The organism is Morganella psychrotolerans, from assembly GCF_965118875.1.
GTDB lineage: Bacteria > Pseudomonadota > Gammaproteobacteria > Enterobacterales > Enterobacteriaceae > Morganella > Morganella psychrotolerans_C.
Genome location: NZ_CBCPJD010000018.1, coordinates 114,117 through 120,371, shown reverse-complemented (window position 1 = coordinate 120,371; position 6,255 = coordinate 114,117). Strand labels below are relative to the sequence as shown.

Annotated in this window: 6 protein-coding genes; 3 read left to right on the top strand and 3 right to left on the bottom strand. The window is 40.5% G+C overall.

Annotation, left to right across the window (positions count from 1 at the left end):
• The coding region (locus tag ACMHKJ_RS16335) for a helix-turn-helix domain-containing protein (RefSeq protein ID WP_413495547.1) at positions 1-193 on the top strand (193 nt) is incomplete at its 5' end.
• Here the strand turns inward: ACMHKJ_RS16335 and ACMHKJ_RS16330 are convergent.
• Both ACMHKJ_RS16330 and ACMHKJ_RS16325 read right to left on the bottom strand, forming a co-directional pair.
• Positions 159-1,367: a tyrosine-type recombinase/integrase gene (locus ACMHKJ_RS16330; protein ID WP_413495546.1), complete on the bottom strand. Its 1,209-nt coding sequence runs from the start codon at positions 1,365-1,367 to the stop codon at positions 159-161. The two genes, ACMHKJ_RS16335 and ACMHKJ_RS16330, sit on opposite strands and share 35 nt — an antisense overlap.
• A 345-nt stretch (positions 1,368-1,712) precedes the next feature.
• Complete coding sequence (locus tag ACMHKJ_RS16325) at positions 1,713-3,167, bottom strand: alanine/glycine:cation symporter family protein (protein ID WP_413495544.1); 1,455 nt, start codon at positions 3,165-3,167, stop codon at positions 1,713-1,715.
• 991 nt (positions 3,168-4,158) lie between these two features.
• On the opposite strand from ACMHKJ_RS16325, the gene ACMHKJ_RS16320 reads away from it, so the two are divergent.
• Positions 4,159-4,335: a GhoT/OrtT family toxin gene (locus ACMHKJ_RS16320; protein ID WP_413495542.1), complete on the top strand. Its 177-nt coding sequence runs from the start codon at positions 4,159-4,161 to the stop codon at positions 4,333-4,335.
• A 207-nt stretch (positions 4,336-4,542) separates the two neighbouring features.
• On the opposite strand, the gene ACMHKJ_RS16315 is transcribed toward ACMHKJ_RS16320, so the two are convergent.
• Positions 4,543-4,743 carry a hypothetical protein gene (locus ACMHKJ_RS16315; protein WP_067363398.1) on the bottom strand — a complete coding sequence of 67 codons (201 nt, stop codon included), beginning with the start codon at positions 4,741-4,743 and terminating at the stop codon, positions 4,543-4,545.
• Positions 4,744-5,667: 924 nt separating this feature from the next.
• On the opposite strand from ACMHKJ_RS16315, the gene satP reads away from it, so the two are divergent.
• Positions 5,668-6,237 (top strand): acetate uptake transporter, encoded by a 570-nt coding sequence (gene satP, locus ACMHKJ_RS16310; protein ID WP_413495540.1) that lies wholly within the window; start codon positions 5,668-5,670, stop codon positions 6,235-6,237.
• Positions 6,238-6,255 lie beyond the last annotated feature (18 nt).

Genomic DNA, 6,255 nt, shown 5'->3' with positions numbered 1-6,255 from the left:
AAAAATGAGTAATTATTGGAGTACATCAGAAGTGGCGGCTTATTTGGAAATTAAAGACAAAACAGTGATCAGATGGATAGGTTCCGGAAAACAAAAAAAAGAAGGATTCCCGAAACCAAAACACACAACCAAGTCACATCAATTCAGTCCTGAGGAAATTAAAGCATGGGCTGATGGTCAACAATTCGGGTAACTTTATCCCACCATTTCTCATACGCCTCACGCTGTTCTTCAAGGTAGGTGTGCTTATCGTACACCTGCCATACTCCGGGTAATTTATGCCCCAACATAATTTCAGCCACGTGCGGCATTGTCAGTTCAGAAACGCCAGTGCGCATGGTTTTACGCAAATCATGAATGGACCATGTTTTATATTCATCGCTACCTGCCGACATTTTTTTATTTAAACCCAGGATGAAACTATAATGACCGCCCTCAACTATTTTATTACCACCAGATACCGTAAACAGGTAATCGCTTTCACTTAGCGATGTCGCTTCCGTTACCATTTGCTTTGCTGGTTCAGTGATTGGGCGGGTAAGGGATTTTTTGCTTCTTCTCCCTGTTTTATGGTTTTCAGGTGGCACAGTCCAAACACCGGTATTTAAATCAAAGTCAGAAATTTTAGCCTTCAGTAGTTCACCAATCCGACAACCGAAAAGCAATGCGAGTTTGACGATCAGCCTGTTCCTCGGATTATACCTGTTACCATCAATGATACTGAAAAGCAGCCTTAGCTCATCATTCGAAAGCACCCTATCCCCAGGATCGCTCTTAACTCCCAGATCTGTTGCTGATAAATTCACCAATGGATTGGCGGTAATCAGTCCCCGCCGAATCCCCCATTCGTGTGCAGATGCTGAATAGCACAAAATGCGGGCACCAATTGTTGGTGTTTTTCTTGTTATATCCTCAAGCACCGATAACCATACGTGTAAATCAGTTTCATTGTGAGGTAGATCGCCGATTCTGGGAAATACATGGATTTCAAAAGACCTCAGTATCTCTTCGGCTTTTACCTTCGTATCTTTCAGTGTCTTTCCCCACCACTCTCTGATTACTGCTTCAACACTACAGGAAGTTACGGCTATCTGTTTTTTTATTCGCTTGACGACCTTGGGATTGCGATTTCGCTCTATTTCTCCACGGTAAGAGATTGCGATATCACGGGCATCTTTTATACTGGTAGCAGGGTATGTACCAATATCTATCCGCTCACCTTTGTTATCCCAGCGGTACCGAAACTGAAACACAACCTTGCCTTTCGGGGTAATTCGAACTGATAGCCCATCCCGGTCTGTTTTCGTAATCATTTTTGGTTGCGGCTTCCCGTTCATTGAACGGAGCCAGGAGTCAGTGATTGCCATAATCATTCTCTTATAAAATAATCATGAACCATTATAATTTATGTACACACATGTGTACATAAATTGAATGCACCTGTAAGAATGAAAGACCAACATAGCGCACCGGAAAACACTGAAATGAACAAAAATAACTTTAGATATTAATGCACTATATGGATGTAAGCGATGATTTGTGAGCAATAAAACACCTTAAACCACAATCACAAACCCCATAATGCATTCACGTTCAAAATACATCACTCCGGGCAATGATTGCCCGTTTCAGGCGCGGGTTTGTCATCACTGTCTCCCGTTTATAAAAACACCCGCCGGAGCGGGTGCAAAAGAAAGGTTTATCTATCTTAACTAATTTGCTTTCTGTTCAACCAGCGGCTCGGGTGCATCTTCCCAGATACCGTCCTCAACCTGTTTTTGGATTTCAGGATAAAGGTTGATGTCAAAGTGCGGTAATTTTCCCGCTTTGCGCTGTTGGTTATAATCTTTTGCCAGCTTAAATGCAACGCCGGACAGTAGCAGAATCGCGATCAGGTTAGTCACCGCCATCAGTCCCATCGAGAAATCTGCCATTTTCCAGACTAACGGCATTTCCGATAAAGCACCAAACATAACCATTCCCAGAGCCGCCAGCCGCAGAACAAACAATCCTTTGGTGTGTTTATGCTCAAGGAAAACCATATTACTTTCTGCATAAGCATAATTCGCAATAATCGAGGTAAAAGCAAAAAAGAAGATAGCTACCGCGACAAAAATAGCGCCCCAGTCACCAATCACTGAGCTGAGTGCCAGCTGTGTGATTTCAATTCCGTTCACCTGATCCGGTGGATTATCCAGCACGCCTGATGACAGAATAATAATCGCTGTCGCGCTGCAAATCACGATGGTATCCATAAAGACACCCAGCATCTGGACATAGCCCTGAGATACCGGATGTGGCGGAAACGGAGCCGCAGAGGCTGCCGCATTCGGTGCCGACCCCATACCAGCCTCATTAGAGAACAGTCCGCGCTGCACACCATTAATCATCGCCTGTGCCACTCCATAACCTACTGCCCCGGATACCGCTTCCTGCAAGCCAAACGCACTTTTTATGATAAGCAGGAATATCTCCGGCAGGCGCTCGGCATAATGCCCCATTACCCAAAACGCGAGGATCAGATAAGCAACCGCCATGACGGGCACAACTAACTCAGCCACCCGGGCAATAGAACGCACACCACCGAAAATAATGATCCCGCAAAGCACCACCAGCCCGATACCGACGTACCCCGCATCTGCACCAAATGCCATTTTGGATGCCTGTGCAATGGAATTAGCCTGCACAGCATTAAACACCAGCCCGAATGCAATAATCAGGAGCACAGAGAAAATCACGCCCATCCAGCGGGCTTTCAAACCCCGCTCCATATAATAAGCAGGTCCGCCCCGGTAATTTCCCTGATCGTCACGGGTTTTATAAAGTTGCGCCAGTGTACTTTCAATAAAGGAGGTCGCCATACCGATTAATGCGACCACCCACATCCAGAAAATAGCACCCGGCCCACCAGCGGTCAGCGCTATCGCAACACCGGTCAGATTTCCGGTACCGACCCGGGCTGCCAGACTGGTACAGAGTGCCTGAAATGGCGAGATGCCGGATTTATCCGATTTCTTACTGTGCTTTAACACACTGAACATATGTCCGAAGTGACGGAATTGGATAAATCCGGTACGGACAGTAAAATACAATCCGACGCCAAGTAATAAATAGATTAGCAGGTGGTTCCAGAGCAGTCCGTTTAACGTATTAATTATGTCGGTCAAAGTTATACCTCTTTATATTGCTATGGCAGGTTTTCGGCAAATAATCGCCTTAACGAATGACAGGTAATATAGGTGTTATCATCTCTGAACTATTATTATTGTTTAAAAAAAAGACACCCTCTTATTAAGAATCAACCAGACTTTACCATAAGAGTTATTTTTCTGTATATTTTTTTATTAATTTTTTTGTTTTCTATTTATTCACGTTACTGTTTAATGTAAATAAGGCAGCACGTAAAAACAAAAAATGCACATAACAACAAAAGAATGATAATTGAAATATAAATAAAAACAACATGTTAACACGAATAAATCGATGCTAATGAAATTACACTTACATCACTTTCAATTTATAGCCTTAATCATCACGCCACTCTATTTAAAACATATGTTTAATTTTGTCATGTATTTTTTCCGCTATCTTAAATTTACTTCCTCATGTTAGTTATGATTTAAGCATTACCATTAATCTTAATCCCTGCAAATAATGACAGATAATCAGGGTTATCGATCTCCCGCCAAATAATTATTTAAATGAATTAAATAATAGAAAAATAACCTCTATATATTTATGATTAATTTTTACCGTAATATTAATAATCATAGTTGCGATATATTTTTACGCTATTACATCCAGTGATACCGTATAATAAATAACTCTCCTGTCGGTTCTCTGAAAACACAGAAAAACCGGTTTTACCCAAAGACGGGGGCAGATGTTGCGTTCAGACACAAACCCGGTAAAAAACACTTCCCGTACAGGCAACTTTACGTTAACCTATCGTTATGTAATCTGTTATATACCGGATTGTATGCATTGCTCTTATATATATTTTGCCGGTCAGCTGACCGGCAATTTTTTTACCTGAAAGACATATTATTATCACCGATGAACAATCACACTACGGCAACAAATTTATCATAATTTATTCTGTTACAGGCCTTTCGTGTGATGTAAACTATCTGTATCCGTTTAACTAATGTAACCGTTATGTCCTCTCTGCAGCTCGTACTGACTATCTATGCCACAATGGGTCTTTTTTCATTTATTCTGACTTTTTTTCTGACAAAAGATCCGAACCCGCTTTTTCGCCTGCTCAGTTGTCTGCTGATAGCCCTGACCTGGCCGATGTCATTACCGGTGGTTATTCTGTTTTCATTGTTCTGATGACGCATATTGAACTGACAGATAGCGGGTCAGATATCACGGCGGGGAAAGGTAAGTAAAAACACCAGTATCGGAAACAATAAAGGAGTACAGCAACCACAAGAGGAATAAATACTGTGGCTGTGTTCTCCTTTACTAATGTAATTAGTATGCTGTTGTAGAAAAAGTAAAAGCAGTAACACCATTCAGAAATAATAACGCAGACAATCAATCCATCGCATTGATAGCTTTTTCATAAATCACATTCATGAAATCATCATTCTGCTGTTCTGAATATATTTCCAGCATCACCTGAATGGCTTCTTTGGTAACAGGCTCGCCACTTTTACATAAAAGGACTGCCGCCCTGCCAATTACCTGGCAAATTTCTCCATAGACATATGCGTCGCTTACTCGTTCTGAAATCATAATTGTGCCCATTTGTCTTATAATATAACTACTCCCCTGTCCGTTCTGTACCGAAGGAAAGGGATTGCTGTTCACTAATGCGTCAGTAAGAATAATCCAAAAAACTCTCAATAATTAATTATCGTCACATTGCGATTAATGTTCAAAGAAAAACATAATATTCAGGTAGCACCTTTCAAAAAACATAAAATATTCATTGATTTTCAATGCTGTACACTATTTAAGTGTTATCCCTGACTGTTATTGTTACTTCTGAGTTACATTTCGATAAATACTATATCATGCGATATATACTTTTTCGCCACCAATATACATAAATTTATAAAAATTTCTCCGACCCAATAACAGACTATATTATGATTATCTTAATGAATGCAGACCTCTGTGCCGTACTCACTTATGGCTATATTAATCATATAAAATATCAATACTTCTTCAACAAGCAGAGATTCACTTTATTACTTAACATTTAGTGTAGATTTTCAGTATTTACACCCATTATTATCATAAGTATTAACCAGTAATCAATAAAAGAAATATACGTATTATTTACTTTATTCTTCAACCCCGGAATTGATGGATAGCACCATTTTATTTACGATATTATTTCATTGTCTTCATTTTTTTATTATTTTCCTGCGTTATATAATAAATAAACACCCCGCAATTTTGCTTAATCTTATTTAGAATACTCATTCTGAGGGTTAATATCTTACATTCACCTGAAAAGGTCCGGACCAGACAGGAACTGCCACATTTTTAAACAAATCTGTCGTAAACAAGACATCTTGTTTTACAAAATATTAATAATTAACATTATCGCTGCTGATACCAGTTTTTTATAGTTGTATTCCCCCGTATTTCCCATTATGATTCGCGCCTTTGAATAGTGTGTCTCTCTTTTATTTATCTGATTGAGGTTATATGAGCTCTACTCGTATTGCGAATCCCGGCCCGTTAGGCTTACTGGGATTTGGTATGACAACTATCTTGCTGAATGTTCACAACGCAGGATTTTTCCCGATGGCATCCGTTATCCTGAGCATGGGAATTTTCTACGGCGGAATAGCACAGATAATTGCAGGTATTTTTGAGTTTAAGAAAGGAAATACATTCGGCGCGACTGCATTTACCTCTTACGGTTTTTTCTGGATAAGTCTTGTCGGCATCATGGTTATGCCGTCAATGGGATTCGGCGTTGAAACCAGCCATGAATTCCTGGCTGTTTATCTGGCGTTGTGGGGTATTTTCTCTTTCTTTATGTTTATTGCCACACTGAAGGCGAACATTGCGCTGAGCGCGGTATTTTTCTTACTGGTTATTTTGTTTGCTTTACTCGTTATCGGGAATGCCACCGGTAATGCAGCAATACTGAAATTTGCCGGTTATGAAGGGATACTGTGTGGTGCGGTCGCATTCTATCTGGCCATGGCTGAAGTTCTGAACGAACAATACGGCCGGACCATTTTACCGATTGGCGAACGCCACGCGTAATAACCCTGAATTATCCGT

Bases quoted from the DNA above. Each gene is read 5' to 3' on its own strand.
- satP (WP_413495540.1), top strand. From the start codon at position 5,668: ATGAGCTCTACTCGTATTGCGAATCCCGGCCCGTTAGGCTTACTGGGA.
- ACMHKJ_RS16330 (WP_413495546.1), bottom strand. From the start codon at position 1,367: ATGGCAATCACTGACTCCTGGCTCCGTTCAATGAACGGGAAGCCGCAA.
- ACMHKJ_RS16315 (WP_067363398.1), bottom strand. From the start codon at position 4,743: ATGATTTCAGAACGAGTAAGCGACGCATATGTCTATGGAGAAATTTGC.
- ACMHKJ_RS16320 (WP_413495542.1), top strand. From the start codon at position 4,159: ATGTCCTCTCTGCAGCTCGTACTGACTATCTATGCCACAATGGGTCTT.